General features: G+C 36.2%; 18 protein-coding genes and 1 other annotated feature. Of the genes, 13 read left to right on the forward strand and 5 right to left on the reverse strand.

What is annotated here, in order from left to right; genetic code table 11:
* Window positions 1–260: 260 nt before the first annotated feature.
* Window positions 261–485, forward strand: a complete 225-nt coding sequence (locus J2Y03_RS15775) for a YdbC family protein (RefSeq protein ID WP_310195624.1) — start codon at window positions 261–263, stop codon at window positions 483–485.
* Between the two features lie 121 nt (window positions 486–606).
* Here J2Y03_RS15775 and J2Y03_RS15780 read toward each other — a convergent pair whose 3' ends face one another.
* Window positions 607–978 (reverse strand): VOC family protein, encoded by a 372-nt coding sequence (locus J2Y03_RS15780; RefSeq protein ID WP_310195626.1) that lies wholly within the window; start codon window positions 976–978, stop codon window positions 607–609.
* Between the two features lie 244 nt (window positions 979–1,222).
* Here J2Y03_RS15780 and J2Y03_RS15785 point away from each other — a divergent pair, with 244 nt between their 5' ends.
* The 5 genes from J2Y03_RS15785 to J2Y03_RS15805 all read left to right on the forward strand — a co-directional run bounded on the left by J2Y03_RS15785 (window position 1,223) and on the right by J2Y03_RS15805 (window position 6,501).
* Window positions 1,223–2,851, forward strand: a complete 1,629-nt coding sequence (locus J2Y03_RS15785; RefSeq protein WP_310195628.1) for a transposase — start codon at window positions 1,223–1,225, stop codon at window positions 2,849–2,851.
* A gap of 251 nt (window positions 2,852–3,102) precedes the next feature.
* A complete protein-coding gene (locus J2Y03_RS15790) occupies window positions 3,103–3,627 on the forward strand; it encodes a hypothetical protein (RefSeq protein ID WP_310195630.1) in 525 nt (174 codons plus the stop codon).
* 201 nt (window positions 3,628–3,828) lie between these two features.
* Window positions 3,829–4,737: an alpha/beta hydrolase gene (locus tag J2Y03_RS15795; protein WP_310195632.1), complete on the forward strand. Its 909-nt coding sequence runs from the start codon at window positions 3,829–3,831 to the stop codon at window positions 4,735–4,737.
* A gap of 103 nt (window positions 4,738–4,840) precedes the next feature.
* A complete protein-coding gene (locus J2Y03_RS15800) occupies window positions 4,841–5,413 on the forward strand; it encodes a polyhydroxyalkanoate biosynthesis repressor PhaR (RefSeq protein ID WP_310195634.1) in 573 nt (190 codons plus the stop codon).
* Window positions 5,414–5,433: 20 nt separating this feature from the next.
* Window positions 5,434–6,501: an alpha/beta fold hydrolase gene (locus J2Y03_RS15805; RefSeq protein ID WP_310195635.1), complete on the forward strand. Its 1,068-nt coding sequence runs from the start codon at window positions 5,434–5,436 to the stop codon at window positions 6,499–6,501.
* A gap of 161 nt (window positions 6,502–6,662) precedes the next feature.
* Here the strand turns inward: J2Y03_RS15805 and J2Y03_RS15810 are convergent, their stop codons facing one another.
* Window positions 6,663–7,589 (reverse strand): DsbA family protein, encoded by a 927-nt coding sequence (locus J2Y03_RS15810; RefSeq protein WP_310195636.1) that lies wholly within the window; start codon window positions 7,587–7,589, stop codon window positions 6,663–6,665.
* Between the two features lie 207 nt (window positions 7,590–7,796).
* Between J2Y03_RS15810 and J2Y03_RS15815 the strand changes: the two genes are divergently transcribed.
* Complete coding sequence (locus J2Y03_RS15815; RefSeq protein WP_310195638.1) at window positions 7,797–8,363, forward strand: TetR/AcrR family transcriptional regulator; 567 nt, start codon at window positions 7,797–7,799, stop codon at window positions 8,361–8,363.
* Between the two features lie 62 nt (window positions 8,364–8,425).
* Here the strand turns inward: J2Y03_RS15815 and J2Y03_RS15820 are convergent, their stop codons facing one another.
* Entirely contained in the window at window positions 8,426–8,767 is a 342-nt protein-coding gene (locus J2Y03_RS15820) for a winged helix-turn-helix transcriptional regulator (protein ID WP_310195640.1), read from the reverse strand.
* Window positions 8,768–8,892: 125 nt separating this feature from the next.
* On the opposite strand from J2Y03_RS15820, the gene J2Y03_RS15825 reads away from it, so the two are divergent.
* Genes J2Y03_RS15825 through J2Y03_RS15835 form a run of 3 tightly spaced genes read left to right on the forward strand, consistent with a single transcriptional unit; the run spans window position 8,893 to window position 10,417 of the window.
* A complete protein-coding gene (locus J2Y03_RS15825; RefSeq protein WP_132086951.1) occupies window positions 8,893–9,267 on the forward strand; it encodes a DoxX family protein in 375 nt (124 codons plus the stop codon).
* A gap of 16 nt (window positions 9,268–9,283) precedes the next feature.
* Window positions 9,284–9,637 (forward strand): DoxX family protein, encoded by a 354-nt coding sequence (locus tag J2Y03_RS15830; protein WP_310195641.1) that lies wholly within the window; start codon window positions 9,284–9,286, stop codon window positions 9,635–9,637.
* A 12-nt stretch (window positions 9,638–9,649) separates the two neighbouring features.
* The gene (locus J2Y03_RS15835; RefSeq protein ID WP_310195642.1) at window positions 9,650–10,417 is read left to right on the forward strand and encodes a dioxygenase family protein; all 768 of its coding nucleotides are present in this window, start codon (window positions 9,650–9,652) and stop codon (window positions 10,415–10,417) included.
* A 94-nt stretch (window positions 10,418–10,511) separates the two neighbouring features.
* Here J2Y03_RS15835 and J2Y03_RS15840 read toward each other — a convergent pair whose 3' ends face one another.
* Window positions 10,512–10,955 (reverse strand): cell wall hydrolase, encoded by a 444-nt coding sequence (locus J2Y03_RS15840; RefSeq protein ID WP_132086946.1) that lies wholly within the window; start codon window positions 10,953–10,955, stop codon window positions 10,512–10,514.
* A 235-nt stretch (window positions 10,956–11,190) separates the two neighbouring features.
* On the opposite strand from J2Y03_RS15840, the gene J2Y03_RS15845 reads away from it, so the two are divergent.
* On the forward strand, window positions 11,191–11,751 hold the full coding sequence (locus J2Y03_RS15845) for a class I SAM-dependent methyltransferase (protein ID WP_310195643.1): 561 nt from the start codon (window positions 11,191–11,193) through the stop codon (window positions 11,749–11,751).
* Between the two features lie 173 nt (window positions 11,752–11,924).
* Window positions 11,925–12,227 (forward strand): MTH1187 family thiamine-binding protein, encoded by a 303-nt coding sequence (locus tag J2Y03_RS15850; protein WP_132086942.1) that lies wholly within the window; start codon window positions 11,925–11,927, stop codon window positions 12,225–12,227.
* A 176-nt stretch (window positions 12,228–12,403) separates the two neighbouring features.
* Here the strand turns inward: J2Y03_RS15850 and J2Y03_RS15855 are convergent, their stop codons facing one another.
* A complete protein-coding gene (locus tag J2Y03_RS15855) occupies window positions 12,404–12,757 on the reverse strand; it encodes a YisL family protein (RefSeq protein WP_310195645.1) in 354 nt (117 codons plus the stop codon).
* A gap of 284 nt (window positions 12,758–13,041) precedes the next feature.
* Window positions 13,042–13,261: a binding site (T-box leader), on the forward strand.
* A 57-nt stretch (window positions 13,262–13,318) separates the two neighbouring features.
* Between J2Y03_RS15855 and J2Y03_RS15860 the strand changes: the two genes are divergently transcribed.
* A complete protein-coding gene (locus J2Y03_RS15860) occupies window positions 13,319–15,022 on the forward strand; it encodes a 2-isopropylmalate synthase (RefSeq protein WP_310195646.1) in 1,704 nt (567 codons plus the stop codon).
* Window positions 15,023–15,445: the final 423 nt, after the last annotated feature.

Raw genomic sequence — 15,445 nt, forward strand, 5'->3', positions numbered from 1 at the left:
CATTTTTTTTAGAAGTATATTAGTTTCTGTTTTAATCAAGGGAAGAATATGCCGATGAAGACCAAACCACTGAAGAATAGCCGAAGAAACTGTTATCATGAATCGGATGAAGACCAAACCACTGGAGAAATACAGATGAAACTGTCATCATGAAGCGGATGAAGACCAAACCACTGGAGAAATACAGATGAAACTGTCATCATGAAGCTGATGAAGACTAAACCACAAAATGAAAGCAGAGAAAATAAAGGAGTGAAATGATGGCAAAGTTAAAATATGAAATTATAGAAACTATTGGAATCATTACAGAGAGTGCAAAAGGATGGAACAAGGAACTGAATCTCATCAGTTGGAATGATCGAGAGCCGAAATACGATTTGCGAGATTGGGATCAAAACCATGAGAAAATGGGGAAAGGAATTACCTTATCTAAAGAGGAGTTAATAAAATTAAAAAATTTAATAAATGAACTGGACTTGGATTAGGTTATAAATGGTTGAATCAGTCTTTTACAGCAAAACAACAACTCCCCATAGATAAGTTAATGGGGAGTTGTCAATCAGTTTACATGTTGTATAGTATCTTTGTTTTGCTAATACTTCTTGTTTATCGATGTTGATCGAAAAGAATTTGATTACCATCTGGATCTTCAAGTGTAAAATGTGATGGTCCTTCACTGGACTCATCTGCTTCAGTCAGCAATTTCATACCTTTTTCTTTAAGCTGCTTTTGAAGTTCTCGTATATCAGTATACGATTCGAGATTTTCAGCATTTTGATTCCATCCAGGATTAAACGTGAGAATGTTCTTTTCAAACATTCCTTGAAATAGTCCAATAATGGTATCTTCATTCTTCATAATGAGCCAATTTTGGCTAATATCTCCTCCTAATGATGAAAACCCTAAATTCTCATAAAATGCTTTTGATTTATGTATATCTTTTACCGTTAAACTTACAGAAAATGCGCCAAGTTTCATTTTTCTTTAGCTCCTTTATAGAAAAACTTTCCATAAATTAAGTATAAATTAAAACTTTGCCTTACACAACTTCCTTAGTTCAACCACAAGTATGAAACTTATTTTTACCAATACAAAATCGGGAAAGCCCCTGCTTTTAAGTATGGGGATGAACCGATTTTTTTATTGCGTTTTTAGGTTTTTTTTGGTAATATATATACGAACGTATGTTTGAATACAGTTGTAAAAGTAGGTGTGAAACATGGTGAAAGCAAAAACTCCTTCATTTATCATCGATGTAGAATTAAAAGGTACGAATAGAGACTTATTAATGATCGATGCTGAACTGGAAATTAATCGAGTGATTTATAATACTTCGTTGGGCGAGTATTTGAAGAGAGAAAAACAAATGAAAAGGACAAAACGATACAAAAAATTTGTCCGTATTTCAAGAGCCATAAAGTCACATCTAGCTAAAAATAGTAACAAAGAAAAGATGGAGTGTTTTCAAAATGAACAGAAAAACCTCTCTAAAGAATTCAAGAAACTAAGAGAAGAATTTGGATTAACGGAATATTCGATGCACGAATACATAAAAGATGTTCGAAATCACTTTCATTGTAAGATTAATTCAATTATTGCCCAAAAAACAGCCACAAGAGCATGGAACACTTTCAAAAAGAAGTTGTTTGGGAAAGCGAAAAAAGTGGTATTTGTAAAGCGTGGAGAAATGGACTCCTTTGAAGGGAAAAACAACGATACTGGTTGGAGATTCAAAGAGGGGAAAGTAATCTCAAATGATAGAGTATTTGCACTGAAGGTAAAAGAAATGGATTTGTATCTTATAGAAGCTTTCCATCTACTAAACTCCCAACAGATATTTCAATACAAGAACAAAGAAGGAGAAACAGATACGGACTTCTATAGGGTAAAATATGTTCGTATTTTAAAACGAATCGTCAGAGGTATTGTTCGATACTATGCCCAATTAGTTTGTGCGGGTTATCCTCCGTTAAAAAGAGACAGAAAAACAGGACAGGTTAAATATCCTTTAGGAAAAGGTCCGGTTGGCACCGATATTGGGACATCCTCGATTGCCGTTTCAAGTACATCAAAGGTTCTATTAATAAACTTAGCTGAAAACATAAAAAAGGTTGAAAATGTTCAAAGAGAAATCAGGCTATTGAATAGAAAACTAGACCGTTCGAAAAGAGCGACTAATCCACAGAACTTCGATGAAGCAGGTCGAATTAGAAAAGGTAAAAAACAGTGGGAATTTTCTAAGAATTATAAGAAACTGAAAGCTCAATTGAAAGAGCTATATCGAAAATTAGCTTTATATCGAAAGTTAAGCCATCAATACGGAGTCAATCGAATGATCATGTTAGGTGATATATTTTACATCGAAGAAATGAATTTTAAAGCTCTCCAAAAGCGTGCTAAAAAGACAGAAGTAAGTGAAAAAACAGGAAAGTATAAAAAGAAAAAACGTTTCGGCAAAACCATAGCCCGCCGTTCTCCCGCAGCCTTCGTAAGTATTCTTTCAAAAAAAGTCACAGCCTTGGGTGGGACTTTCATCAAAGTCAAGACAGCTTCTTTTAAAGCTAGTCAATATGATCACATAGCAGACAAATGCAAAAAGAATGAATTAAAAGAAAGATGGCATAGATTTGATGATGATACCAAGGTCCAACGTGATTTATATTCTGCTTTTCTTTTAATGAATTCAGATTTGTTAGGATTTAAATCAGATAGAGTATCTTGTTTAAATACGTTTGAGCAATTTTATAAATTTCACGAAGAAGAAATTGAGAAAATCGAGAATAAACATGAAGTAATCTTAAATTCTGGTATCAAATTGAAAGGAAAAAAGCCTGAAGAATGTACAGCCTAAAATTTTATTTCTTTGCGGTTTGATGTAGCCGAGTTCGCAAGAACAAAAGATGTAGTCGTGAATGGTAACAGAGGTTGCTTTGACTACGAATGTTCGAACAGAACTAGTTCCAGTTCCTGTTTCCAAAGCCGTTTTCTTCCCGAAGAAAAGTGTGTGTACGAATAGGAGAAGACTAGGAAGTTATGAACCCACTGCATTTATGCATGTGGAGCATCAGTGATGTCGTATAACCAGTAAGGAGAGGTGATATTTTGAAAAAATTATTTATTATTTTTACGCTAACCCTTGTTTTGTTTGGTTGTTCCAAAGAGGATAAAGATGTAAAGAAAACGGAAAGTTTATCATTAGAAGAACAAATCACCCATGTTATGTCAGAAAACAAATTAAAGAATAAAGAAATAATTGATTATGATATTAAAGATAATTTTGTTTACGTGATTTTTAAAAACCAACATGCATTTAGCAACACTCATAATCCAGATTTAGTTATTTTAGAGAATAATAATGGAAATTTAGAATGGGTGGCAGGTCCAGATGACCGTACCATGTCAATTGATACGGCTATCATATTTGGCAGAGATGAAGGACCTTCGGTTACGATTCACATGCCATTGAATAATACAAAAATAAAAGAAATAAAAGTATTTGGTGAGTCAGCAAAAGCTGTAACATACGTAGAACATTTTACGAATGATTTTTCTATGGAATATAAGTATTGGATTGCCTACTCAAATGAAGAACCTACTGCCGATGACATTGAGATTGTAATGGAATAGCAGGATTAAAAGTGGTGGCTTCTTTATTTTACTTGCCACTTCAGACTTTGTGAATCTGCCGAAAAATTGTCAAAAGTGCATATTCACTCGAAAATAGATTTTGGTAAAATTAGGTATAAGGAAATACCCAAAATAATTTGTTATATGCTCACTCAGTAATCATTCATGCTTGTGATTTAAAAACACAAAGGGGAGACTGTTTTGCCAAGTGTAACTAGTTATTTTATAAAAAAAGGTATTAAAGTAGGTTCAAAAAAACTTAACTTGGAAGAAAAGGATATTGGAGAAAGTAGGCAGATGATTGATACCTTTGCCCGGAAATTCGCCAGGTTGCCGAAAAACTGTAAGATTGATTCGATCCAAATTGAAGGAATTTACGCTGAGTGGATCTCAAACAATCAGACAGAGGAAGGTAAAGTGATTCTTTATTTGCACGGAGGGGGATATGGATATTGCTCAGCGGATACCCATCGATCGTTGGCTGCAAGAATTATGATTGAAGCAGGTGTAAAAGTCCTCCTCCCTGAATATCGACTTGCACCTGAGCACCCATTTCCTGCAGCAATAGAAGATACTCTCACAATCTATCGATGGCTTTTAATGCAAGGTTATCAATCTTCCAATATCATCTTTGCAGGTGATTCTGCAGGAGGGGGATTATCGGTGGCAGCCACGCTCGTGCTTAGGGAACAATATGAACCACTTCCAGCGGCACTAGTATGTTTATCCCCTTGGGTAGATCTAACAAGCTCTGGAGAAAGTTTCAGGGAAAACAGCGAAAAAGATCCGTATTTGAGGTCTAATCTTGTTCGAAAAACTGCTCAACAGTATGCTGCAGGTGAGTCACTTGACAACTACCTAATTTCTCCAGTTTTTGCTGAATTTTATGGATTTCCACCAATGTTTATCCAGGCAGGAGGTATTGAAATTTTGTTAAGCGATGCCCAAATGCTAGCTAAAAAAGCTTGTCATGAAGGGGTGGAGGTCCATTTCAAAATTTGGGAAGGTATGTGGCATGTTTGGCAAATAAGCAACAGATTACCTGAAGCGAAAAAGGCTACGAGAGAAATCGGTGAATTTATCAGGAAGATATTCAGCGTAAATCGTTGAAAAACCTACAATATAAAATTTTTTGCGTTTGTTTTCAGAATCTTCAAATTGACCTATTGTAAGCTCTTATTTTTCAATGTAAAATACAGGTAATAAGGAATGAATGATTGTTCATTCACTCGAAAGGAGTGGCGAAGAACCAACTGAAAACCATGAATTGGAGAATACTAATATTTTATCTGAGGTGAAGGGCATGTCCGAAAATAATCCTTACAATTCATTAAGACAAATAAGTGGGATGTGGGAAAAGAGATTAAATGGTTTGTTATTTCAATCGATTGATAACAATCCGTTAATCCAAATAACTAAGCTTGGCATTGAGGCGAATTCTAGATACATAGAGACATTAAAGAGAAACCGAGAACTAATGGCTAATTATTTGAATCTACCCACAAAAATGGATGTAGCAAATGCGGTCAAACAAACCATCCAAGCTGAAGAAAAAATAGATATTCTGGAAGAGCAAATCTGGAATTTACAAGAAAGTTTTGCTTTAGCAACGGAAGAACAAAACAAAATGCTTGGAGAAATAATGGAATTCACAAAACTTGTCCATTCGGAATGGCAAAAAGTAACACAGGAGCTTGCTAAATTTTCTGAAATGAAAAATGAGTTCGAAGAAATGAAAAAGCTATTGCAGGAAGGTAAAAAAGAACCCGTTCTGACAGCCAAATAAAGGTGAAGGTGGAATAAATGATGGCGGTTAAATCACTCTTAAATATCCCTGTTCTCAATCTTGAAACGGAGAAGCAGCGGTGGAATACGATTTATAAAGTTTTAAGTGAACCCAAGCCTAATATTGAATCTACACCTAGAAAAGCCGTCTGGAAAAAAAATAAATCTGTTTTGTGGTATCACCCTGCTTCAGAAAAGAAATATAACACACCCTTATTCTTGGTTTATTCATTATTAAATAAATCGTACATCCTAGATATCTCTGAGGAAGCAAGTGTCATTGGAAACCTTACAAAACAAGGATACGATGTCTATTTGCTAGATTGGGGTTCTCCAGGGTTGGAAGACAAGGACCTCACTTTAGATAACTACATTATTGACTATCTGGAAGTTGCGGTAAAACGGGCATTAAGACATTCAGGTGCAAAAGAAATATCTTTGGTAGGATACTGTATTGGTGGAACACTATCTGCTATTCTAACCTCATTAACGGATCTGCCCATCAAAAATCTTGTTTTGGCTGCAGTTCCAATTGATTACAGTGATGTCATTGTTCCTGATAAATGGGTGAAAGCCATCCAAAACGGGACACTTAATTTTGACAGGTTCGCAGATGCATACGAAGTAATCCCATCCGAGTTTTTATCTGCGATTTTTATGGCATTGCAAGGATTTAATATCGGCCCAACGATAAACTTGGTCACACGCGCACATGATCAAAAATATGTAGATAAGTGGCGGAGAATGGACAAATGGATGAAAGACGCCGTTACCTTTTCAGGGGCAGCATTTAAGCAAATGTTCAATGAATTATACAAAGATAACAAGCTTGTCAAAGGTGAAATGAAGATTGGCGGTCAGAAGGTAGACTTATCTAACATTAAGTGCAGTACATTGGTCATATCATCCACTAGGGATGAATTAGTGTTAGAATCCCAAAGCCTGCCTGTTATGGACCTTATTTCAAGTGAAGATAAAACCTATCAGCATGAGGAAGCAGGGCATGTATCATTGTGCTTAACCGGTCAGTTTGCCTTTGCAATTGATCCATGGCTGTCAGAACGTTCAACGAAAGTAAATAATGGATAAAACACTTTGTTCAACAGTGGCAGCTGCATTGAGTTTGTGTAACACCAGGCATTAGTAATGTATTAATTATTGCAGCGCCATTTTCTTGCGATAAATAAAAAAATCTGTAATGTCTTTTTCAAGATTTTACAGATTTTTTTAGAGGTTCTTGATGAGCTGATTTATTTTTTTACAAAATATTTTTCACCTAGCACTTCTTTTTCTTCAAAAATACCTGGGGTCAATTCTTTTTCAACAAAAGATTGGAGCTCAGATTGTTCCACATCATACATGGTTTCTATTTCTTTTGAGAATAGGAGTTTTTCTGTAGCTAGCAAGTCAGCTAGAGAAGGTTGTTGGTTTGGTTTCGGTTCTTCTCCATTTAAAACTTGAGATAATCCGTTAATATAGTTTTCTAACGGGCGGCTGCCGACAATTTTTACACCCTTGTTTTCTTCATTCACCATAATAATAGTTGGAAAACCTCTTACGCCTAGTTTTCTTGCAAGTGAGAAGTCTTCATTTAATAATTGATGTCCGGTTTGCTCTTCCGCTTTTTTTACAATCGCTTCTCCATTAAGTCCTAGACTGTTCACGATTTCAATCATAACGGATTTCTCGGCAATATTTTGATTAAAGGCAAATAGGGCTTCTCTAGCACGGCGTAAATATTCAAATGCTTTTTCATCATTATGATGTTTTTGAATCACTTTATACACGCGAGAGGGAGGGAAGGATGACTGAACAGGATTGTCAATCATCAGTGATCCATCGATTGGCATGCGCGAATATTCCCCGACTTCTCTCCAATGACCTGCGACGTCCGCCGGTCCGAAGATTCCGTTGGCAGGATCAACTGGCCCGTCACCCCATTTTTCCAGCAAGCCACCCATTACGGTATGGAAATTGAAATAATGGCCGTACTGTTTTTCAAAACGGCGAAGGGTAGGTTCTAGCGCCCAGCAATGGGAACAGATTGGGTCGGTAACATAATAAAGTTCAATTTTTTTCTTTGGTGGATTTAAATCTATTAGCTCCATTTCTTCCTCACCAACTACACCACACACACCTGTTTCTAAATCGCACATCAAATTATTCTTGTTCGTCATTAATATTTCCTCACTTTCTTGAGACAATTTTTAAGAAGTTTATTTCATGTTTTGATACAATGATTATCAGTTGCAGTAAAAGGACTTATTTGCTTCACAATTGTATTTTAATCCATATTGAAAACAATCAATACCAATAGTTCATTGGATATGTCGTTTATCCAACACATTTGCATATTTGTTTAAAAAGTCGGAGGGAATTTTGATATGAGTGAAACAAAGACTGATCCCCGAGTTCTTCGTACCCGTAAATTAATCATGGATTCTTTTATTGAACTTTCGGAAAAAAAGGAGTTTAAGGATATAACGGTTAAGGATATTACAACAGAGGCAGTGATTAATCGTGCCACTTTTTATTATCATTTTCAAGATATATACGACTTATTAGAAAAAGTGTTATCAGAGGTATTGTTAATTAATTTAGATTACAGTGTCTACGAAAATAGCGAAATAAATGAAGAAGCGTTCGTTAGTATCTTTAAAGCAATTACGAATTTCCAAAAATCTTTATCGAATCGATGCCATCGGGGATACGAAGATACCATTGCTCGCATCATTAAGGAACAGCTTGAATTAATCTTTTACAAAATGTTGGTAAAACAGCATTCAACGGATGATGAGAAAGCGCTCAGGGTTGCGGCAGTCATATTGAGTTGGGGAATCTATGGGGCTTCTGTAGAATGGAGAAGAAATAGTAAGACAATAGCTCCAGAGGATTTTATAAAATCAGCAATTCCATATATAACGAACGGCATTAATTTTACTTCTAAATAGTCATAGATTATTCAAGATATCTTGGAGTATAAAAAAGAGCTGAAATCAGCTCTTTTTTGATGCTATTTTGCTTCTTCTTCCCCGTAAATCTCATTTAAGTGTTCGATGTGTGCCAAACCCCAATTGTGCATAGACTCTAGAAGTGGCATGAGTCCTTTTCCATATTCCGTCATGGAATATTCAACTTTTGGAGGAATTTGTGCATAAATTTTACGATTGATAATATCATGATACTCTAACTCCCTTAGCTGGGATGTCAGCATTTTTTTGGTTATATCCGGTATCAATCGTTGCAGTTCGCTAAAACGTAATATTCCATTCGATAAAATATGGTAAAGAATAACAGGTTTCCATTTTCCTACGAGTATATCGAGAGCGGTTTCCACTTTGCAATCATTAGACAATTCCTTTTCCCCCTTATGGTTTCCTTTTTGATACTATGACACATTAATGTGCCTACTTCTAAAATTACTCCTTAGTGCTTATTATATCAGTGAGAGGAAAATTTTAACAAGGAGGAATTGTTACAATGAAGTGGACAGTTCGTGTCATACAAGGATTATTGGTAGTAGGGTATTTATTATTTGGTTTTATGAAATTGAGTGCGAATCCAATGCAAGTTGAGGCATTTAATGATGTGTATGGGTATGGAACAGGGTTTATGTTTGTGGTGGGAGCCATTGAGGTCATTTCTGCCATTGGATTACTCATAGGGTATTGGAAGAAAAATTTAGTACCGATTTTTAGTGGAGTCTTAACAGTAGTGATGGCGGGTGCAGTATTCACTCATATCCAGGCTGGACAAGGTTTTGCTGTTGCTATGACACCTTTCATTCTTTTGATTTTAGCCGTCGCTTTGTTTTTGGGTCAAAGAAAAATGGCAGTAACAACAAAAACGGTATAAAAGGAGAGATTGAGACATGAATATTGCGTTATGGGCTGTTCAAATTATTTTGGGATTAATGTTTTTATTTGCAGGTTCTACAAAAGCCTTTTCTTATGAAAAAGCGAAAACAAGCATGCCTTGGGTACAAGAATCCTCAAAGGGCTTGGTTGTTTTTATTGGACTGGCGGAAGTACTTGGAGCAATTGGTTTGATTTTACCTTATGCATTAGGAATCGCACCTATCTTAACACCGATTGCAGCGATTGGAATTGCGATTATCATGATCTTGGCTGCTGGGTTTCATATCAAGAGGAAGGAAAATCAAGCAATCGGGATGAATATTATATTATTAGCATTAGCACTATTTGTCGCAATCGGACGCTTTTAGGAGGAGTCGAAGATGGTACCATCTTTATTCATTGGCCATGGATCACCATATTTAGCTGTACAACAAAATGAGTATTCCAATTTTTTATCACAATTGGGCAAACGTTATAACCCAAAAGCCATTGTTATATTTAGTGCTCACTGGGAAAGTGAAATTCTCTCATTAACGTATACAGACGATGTACTTGAAACCGTTTATGACTATTACGGTTTTCCAGAAGAAATGTATCAAATCAAATACCCCGCTAGAGGTTCAACTAGAATCGCCAAGATTCTTGAGGAACGATTTAAGAATTTAGGGATTAAAACAAAAAGAGAAGAAAAAAGAGGTTTGGACCACGGTTCATGGGTAGCACTGCGCCATATGTTTCCGAAGGCCGACATTCCAGTCATTCAATTATCCGTTCATCCTTTCTTGACGCCTAAAGCACAATACCATATTGGTCAGGCGTTACAAGGACTTGGGGATGAGGATATTCTGGTAATTGGAAGTGGAACAACTGTTCATAATTTTAATTGGTTTTTCCCGGAAGCCACTGAACCTGTTAAAGAAGCAGTAGAATTTGATAATTGGATTATTGAGTATGTGAAAAAAAGGGATATAGATTCTTTAGATCAATACCTTCAATTAGCTCCACATGCGCGGTTAGCCGTACCAAGACCAGAACACTTTGTTCCGCTCTTTCTTGCGTTGGGGAGTGGGGATGAAAATAAGAAACCATTGGTACTTAATCAGACATATGATTTCGGAGCATTGAGCAATTTGTGTATGGAATTTTAAATTATGTGAATTAGAAATAGTAATTCCAGCTGCCACTTTGGCGGCTTCTTTGTGCGTTTGCCCGACGCAAAAAATGCTTACTCAAAGAGTAAGCTTAAGCTCCCTTATAAACACTATCACATGTTCCAGCTTTTGGTTCATAATAACAATGCTGTTTAAATTGACCGGAATGAGGTTGACCGTACCATGTTGGAGGGCATGGAGCATGCGGATTAAAATACCAAAGGGAATATTTAGATGGGTGTTCTCTCCAATAATCCAAATTCTGTTTTGCTAATCTTTTTTCAGCAGATCTCGCTCGTTGATAAAATACATTCCCCTTTTGAACAGCTTCAAAAGAAAAATTTCCTCCTTGTACTTGAAAAACGACATCGTTAACGTTTCTTACATCTTTAAAGTCTAAACACTCTGCTTTAACACGATTAACAATGACATTTCCAACCATTAACATTCCCTGTTTTCCTTCACCTTCGGCTTCTGCTCGCATCATCCTTGCCATTAAGTCAACGTCTGAACTTCTGTAATTTATTCTTGGCATATTTTCACCCCAAAATATAGTATGGAAAAAAGCATACATTGATGTCAGAATTATTGTATTTAATACCTCATTATTGGTGAGGGCAGCAAACGAAGTTTCTCCTATCAGAGACAAGTAGAATGATAGCGTTTGAAAAATACTATTAATATGTAAACATTCGATCTAGTAACTTGTCTGAAAATAATTTTGCAGGTAATCTATTACTATTAATACATAAATAAGGAGAGCTAGAAGAATGAATACAAGAGATAAATGGAATATCAAACATCTTGATCGGATTACCCAGCTTGAGGAACCTGAACCAAATCCAAGGTTAAAAAAACTGGCTGCATATTTTAAGGAAGGAGGCACTGCGCTTGATATCGCATGTGGTCTTGGCGGTAACAGTATGTTTCTTGCCCAAAGTGATTATCAGGTTGAGGCAATGGATATATCTGATGTCGCGATCAACTATATTCAAGAGCAGGCATCTAAAGATAATCTTGCTATTCAGCCGCAGGTAGCAGACCTTACCAATGTGAATGCTCAAAATTGGCTGAATGCATATAACGTAATGGTCATTACCTATTACCTTGATCGCGCATTATTTCCGGTTGTAAAGAGCAGCATTAAAGAGGGCGGGTATTTTTTCATGGAAACCTACTATCAATCACCTGAGACTGTGGGCCAGGGGATATCAGAACAATATAAACTGCGGTCGAATGAGTTGTTAGATGAATTTAGAGATTGGAAGGTACTTTATTTCGAAGAAAATGAACAAGAGGGATGGCAATCGATATTCTGTCAGAAGCGGTAAATTAAATATCAAAAATACCAAGCAACAAACAAAGGCAACCTTAATTCCTATTAAACTTAGGAAAAAGGTTGCCTTTTTTCCTGAGAACAGATATCTATAAACCGTAGTAATTTTTTGTCTCGTCTATTTTATGATATTCTAGTGAAGAGATGATTAAAGTAGGAGGTAGAAGAATGGCCATTGTTGATATAACTGTTATTCCGGTTGGGACAGGCACACCTAGTGTAAGTGAGTATGTAGTTGAAATACAAAAAGTTCTTCGACAGTATGAAGGGAAGGTTAAATATCAGTTAACCCCAATGAGTACTTTAATTGAAGGAGATTTGAAATTATTACTGGAGATTGTTCACGAACTCCATGAAGTACCTTTTCAAAAAGGCCTGCAGAGAGTATGTACGAACATTCGAATTGATGACCGCCGTGACAAAGAAAATACAATGGAGAGAAAGTTACAGTCGGTACAGGCAAAATTATAGTAGTTGAAGGTTATGAAATGAACTTACCATTCGGTTTTATATAATAATATTATGTAAACAAAAATAACCTATAAATTTAAGCAATTTAAGGAGTGTTTCAGCGGTATCAACACCAACCGAGAAAGATTCTAAAAAGAAGTGTTTCATCGGTGACAGGCACCATGAAACACTTCTTTTTATTTTATTAAATCAAATCCCATTGGGAGTGTAAATCCAAGAACAAACAGGATGACAAAGACGATAGAAAAGGCAATCCATAGTAGGTCTGTTGTTTTTCCTTTTTGTTTCCGGACGATGACCATTTCAAATAGACCAATCATAATAATGCCAAGTATCGCCTTGAGATAATAGGATAGGGGAATAGAATAGGCAGAAAAGAATAGCATACATCCTGTAACGATGACTAGTATATATGTAGCACGCAAAACCATATGCCATATTTTAATATTTTTCCCTTTGTTTTGGAGAACAACAATAATGATTAGAAAAAATAGCGCCAATACCAGTGAGGTTAAGTGTGCGTGTGTCATTTGAATATGCTCCTTTTAATGATGATTAAATTTCTCTACAAACCTAGTCTAATAGGAAAATATAAAAGGATTCTAAAATATACATTAAATTTTTCTTAAATTAACCGTAGAAGATATGTTCCAATGAAAACAATAATTTCTGAGGAATGTACATTAATGACAAAAAAAGGAGTAATAATAGATGAAAGAGAAAATATTATTATGAAGTGAAATTGAAACATAAGGTCTTGATTATTTTATAAATCTAGTATAAACTAATAAAAATTGGAAAATTCAGATTTAGTTAAAACACAATGATTGGGAGTATTAAGGAATATTTATTGCTAAGAGAGCTGTCGGCTGGTGAAAGACAGTCAATAAATTCCCCAACTCGCCCAGGAGTGGTAAGGCTGATATGTAGGTCTTAACGGTTGACCACCGTCATCAAGTCTCAAAGTGGATTCGTCTGTTTAAATTCGAATCAAAAAGAGTGGTACCACGAAGGTAAAGCCTATCGTCTCTTATGAGATGATAGGCTTTTTTTATTTTTTTTGACACTCAAATGAAAAGGTGGTTATTAGTATGAGAAATATTGAAAAGTATTCCCGAGGATATTTTATGCCCCCAGTCAAAAGTTTGAAATGGACAGAGAAAGAATACATAACGGAGGCCCCTACTTGGTGCAGTGTCGATTTACGAGATGGAAATCAAGCATTAGTCGTCCCGATGAACCTAGAAGAAAAATTAGAATACTTTCAGTTGCTTTTGGAAGTAGGTTTCAAGGAAATAGAAGTTGGTTTTCCTGCTTCATCGGAGACAGAATATACCTTTCTACGGACCTTGATTGAACAGAATTTAATTCCAGAGGACGTAACGGTGCAAGTGTTAACGCAGTCGAGAGATCATATTATAGAAAAAACATTTGAAGCGCTTCGAGGTGTGAACAAAGCAGTGGTGCACCTATATAATTCTACCTCCGTGGCACAGCGTGAGCAGGTATTTAAAATGTCTGATGCAGAAATCATCGATATTGCGGTAAGCGGTGCAAAGTTGCTAAAAAAATATGCAGAAGAGACGGAGGGGAACTTCCAGTTTCAGTATTCACCTGAAAGCTTTACAGGTACAGAGATGGAGTTTGCTCTTGATATATGTAACCGGGTACTTGATATTTGGCAGCCAACTCCTGAGAACAAGGTAATTATTAACCTTCCAGCTACCGTTTCAATGTCCATGCCCCACGTCTACGCAAGCCAGATTGAATTTATGAGTGATCATCTAAATTACCGGGACAATGTCATCCTGTCACTCCACCCGCATAATGACAGAGGAACAGGAGTTGCTGATGCAGAACTTGGAATGCTAGCGGGTGCACAAAGGGTCGAAGGAACTCTGTTTGGAAATGGAGAAAGAACGGGTAATGTAGACATCGTAACGCTCGCAATAAACATGTATTCACATGGGATAAACCCACAGCTTAATTTTGAAAATATCCGTGAGATTATTTCAAAGTATGAAAAATTAACAAGGATGAGGGTTCATGAAAGACATCCATATAGTGGCGAACTTGTCTTTACTGCATTCTCTGGCTCCCACCAAGATGCCATTGCCAAGGGGATGAAATGGCGTGAGGAAGAGGAGCGTCAGTATTGGTCAGTACCTTATCTATTGATTGACCCAATGGATATTGGCAGAGAGTATGAAGGAGACATCATCCGTATTAATAGCCAATCCGGTAAAGGGGGAATTGGTTATATTTTGGAACAAAACTATGGGCTAGATTTACCTGCCAAGATGCGTGAAAACTTCGGTTATAAAGTGAAAGATGAATCAGATCGTTTGCATAAGGAGCTTATGCCAAATGAAATTTTTGACATATTCAAAAAAGAATATGTGAATATTAATATCCCTGTTAAGTTTATCAATTACAGATACACCCAAAATGACCATTACGAAACCATTGTATCAATTATGATAGATAATGAAGTTCTTGAATTTATTGGTGTTGGGAATGGAAGGCTAGATGCCATCAGCAACGTTCTTCAAACCCAATTGGGTATTCAGTATAAAGATTTAGTCTATAAGGAGCATGCTCTAGAAATAGGATCCGGATCAAACGCAGTATCTTATGTGGGTATAACTGCAACAGATGGTGCCGTATATTGGGGCTGCGGGATTGACGCTGATATCATGACTTCTTCTGTAAAAGCACTCTTTAGCGCAGTTAACAACATGATTGCCACCGTACAAGCACCAATTGAAAAGGACTTTATCCTTAATAAAAAATAAAGAAAACAAAGACCAGCAGCAAGAGATACCTTGCTGCTGGTCTTTTTTATACGGAACGAAATTCTAAAACCGCTGATGAATAGCATATAGGCAGGGAGATGAATACCTATGTTATAAACAGTACAGATAAGTAAAGAAGGTTTTTATCTAGAATTTATTTCAACGTTCCATATGGTAACTTGACCACATGAACTTGTACCTATTTTCCGAAGATTGGCAAATTAGTAATGTCATATATTTTTTTATTGCATAAACATATAATGCCTGTCTAGGGGATCAAGCTATATCCAGCACTCGCCGTTAACGTGCACCAGGGTTTTGTAAACAATGTATATACAGAAAGACCTTTAAGTGACTACCGAAACATGAGACAAAAATAATTCACAAGTTTTTAGTCGGAAGTTCGTTAAGCAATTACTTTCC

Origin of the sequence: Neobacillus niacini (assembly GCF_031457145.1) — a bacterium.
Taxonomy (GTDB): Bacteria; Bacillota; Bacilli; order Bacillales; family Cytobacillaceae; genus Neobacillus; species Neobacillus niacini_J.

Excerpts from the sequence above, each read along its gene's own strand:
- J2Y03_RS15860 (WP_310195646.1), top strand. The coding sequence starts at position 13,319 with ATGAGAAATATTGAAAAGTATTCCCGAGGATATTTTATGCCCCCAGTC.
- J2Y03_RS15805 (WP_310195635.1), top strand. The coding sequence starts at position 5,434 with ATGGCGGTTAAATCACTCTTAAATATCCCTGTTCTCAATCTTGAAACG.
- J2Y03_RS15835 (WP_310195642.1), top strand. The coding sequence starts at position 9,650 with ATGGTACCATCTTTATTCATTGGCCATGGATCACCATATTTAGCTGTA.
- J2Y03_RS15830 (WP_310195641.1), top strand. The coding sequence starts at position 9,284 with ATGAATATTGCGTTATGGGCTGTTCAAATTATTTTGGGATTAATGTTT.
- J2Y03_RS15850 (WP_132086942.1), top strand. The coding sequence starts at position 11,925 with ATGGCCATTGTTGATATAACTGTTATTCCGGTTGGGACAGGCACACCT.
- J2Y03_RS15810 (WP_310195636.1), bottom strand. The coding sequence starts at position 7,589 with ATGACGAACAAGAATAATTTGATGTGCGATTTAGAAACAGGTGTGTGT.
- J2Y03_RS15780 (WP_310195626.1), bottom strand. The coding sequence starts at position 978 with ATGAAACTTGGCGCATTTTCTGTAAGTTTAACGGTAAAAGATATACAT.
- J2Y03_RS15775 (WP_310195624.1), top strand. The coding sequence starts at position 261 with ATGGCAAAGTTAAAATATGAAATTATAGAAACTATTGGAATCATTACA.
- J2Y03_RS15855 (WP_310195645.1), bottom strand. The coding sequence starts at position 12,757 with ATGACACACGCACACTTAACCTCACTGGTATTGGCGCTATTTTTTCTA.
- J2Y03_RS15800 (WP_310195634.1), top strand. The coding sequence starts at position 4,841 with ATGATTGTTCATTCACTCGAAAGGAGTGGCGAAGAACCAACTGAAAAC.
- J2Y03_RS15840 (WP_132086946.1), bottom strand. The coding sequence starts at position 10,955 with ATGCCAAGAATAAATTACAGAAGTTCAGACGTTGACTTAATGGCAAGG.
- J2Y03_RS15815 (WP_310195638.1), top strand. The coding sequence starts at position 7,797 with ATGAGTGAAACAAAGACTGATCCCCGAGTTCTTCGTACCCGTAAATTA.
- J2Y03_RS15825 (WP_132086951.1), top strand. The coding sequence starts at position 8,893 with ATGAAGTGGACAGTTCGTGTCATACAAGGATTATTGGTAGTAGGGTAT.
- J2Y03_RS15845 (WP_310195643.1), top strand. The coding sequence starts at position 11,191 with ATGAATACAAGAGATAAATGGAATATCAAACATCTTGATCGGATTACC.